This window comes from Iningainema tapete BLCC-T55 (assembly GCF_014698965.1).
Taxonomy (GTDB): domain Bacteria; phylum Cyanobacteriota; class Cyanobacteriia; order Cyanobacteriales; family Nostocaceae; genus Iningainema; species Iningainema tapete.
On the sequence record NZ_JACXAE010000115.1, the window covers coordinates 1 to 1,373 of the forward strand.

Consider the following 1,373-nt stretch of genomic DNA (forward strand, 5'->3'; position numbering starts at 1 on the left):
GTCCCAATTCCTCCATGATGCGTTCAATTTCCATTGCGGGGGTTTGGGATTTGAGTACGACGATCATTTTCTTTTCCTCTTCAATTCTTTTTGGTTTTACTTCGTGTCTTTGTCCGCCTGAGTAAGTTTGGCGTTTTGAACTAGTTTTTCGTGTTCTGAATTTATATAGAGGTAAGGTTGGAAAGTTTATGCTTGTCTTAGCAAGATTTTGTCGAAAAAATTTGGCGAGTGGTTCGTAGTAAGCGCTTAAGCGCTTAAACAGGGCTAAAGCCCTGACTACAAAATCATCATAGTTGATTTGGCGAACGTTAAAATTGGACTATCGATTAGTTGAAATTGCAATGCAACTAGAGCAAGTAGAAATAAAGTTTACTTTAGCCCTCACTAGTATTTCCCAAGAGCAGAAGATGGAAGCTGAGCTTAGAGCAAAACAAGCTTATGTCATGACATTACTCAAACAGGGTGCGATTACTAAACATCGAGCCGCAACCTTATTGGGTATAAATCGACTTGACTTGATTGAATTAATGGGGAAGTATGAAATCTCGACAATTTCAGAGCAAACGCGCTCTGAAATTGAGCAAGAAGTTGCTCACGCTAGAGAAATACTGAATCAACAAAGTGAATCAAGAGCGTGATTATTGTTGCTGATACAACTCCATTAAGTGAATTGGCGAAGGTTGGACGATTGGAACTTCTGCGTGACATTTTTGGAACAGTCATCATTCCCCAAGAAGTTTATAACGAAGTAACTGTGGGAAACTATCCTGCTGCAAGACTTGTTCCGGTTGCCAGTTGGATTGAAGTGCAGCCTGTTGGTAGTATTCAAATGGTGCAAGCTCTCCAAGTACAGACCGATCTTGATTTAGGTGAATGTGCTGCTATTGTTCTAGCACAAGAGTTGAAAGCAGAGCAGCTATTAATAGATGATTTAGATGCAAGAAAATTAGCGAAATCTATAGGATTGCCGCTAATCGGTACTGTAGGTGTTTTGCTCTTGGCAAAAGAGAAAGGTTTAATTTTTAGCGTTAAGGATGTAATGGATGAATTGATTACTAATGGAATGTGGATAAGTCAGCGATTATATATAGAAGTGTTAGCGATCGCTCTTGAGAAATAACACGATATGCCTGCAAAAATTCAAAAGATGGGCAAGGTGTCCATCCCACCTAAACATCAAATTCATTGATTTTGCGTGAAATTACACCGATTTACACACCTACACCTACGGGGATTTTGCTAGCAAATTGTGTTACACTTGATACTGTTGATTGATTACCACGTCCAAAGAATTGAGCAAGAGCAGCAAGTTCTTGCATCAGTTCCACAAAATCAGCAGGTTTGAGCGATTGAGGACCATCGGACATTGCTTT

Annotated in this window: 2 protein-coding genes; both read left to right on the top strand. The window is 39.7% G+C overall.

The genetic code is table 11. The features are described 5' to 3' along the window. Positions 1-341: 341 nt before the first annotated feature. Entirely contained in the window at positions 342-638 is a 297-nt protein-coding gene (locus tag ICL16_RS37940) for a UPF0175 family protein (RefSeq protein ID WP_190836746.1), read from the top strand. Then, entirely contained in the window at positions 635-1,120 is a 486-nt protein-coding gene (locus tag ICL16_RS37945; RefSeq protein WP_190836747.1) for a PIN domain-containing protein, read from the top strand. Before ICL16_RS37940 ends, ICL16_RS37945 begins: the two co-directional genes overlap by 4 nt. Positions 1,121-1,373 lie beyond the last annotated feature (253 nt).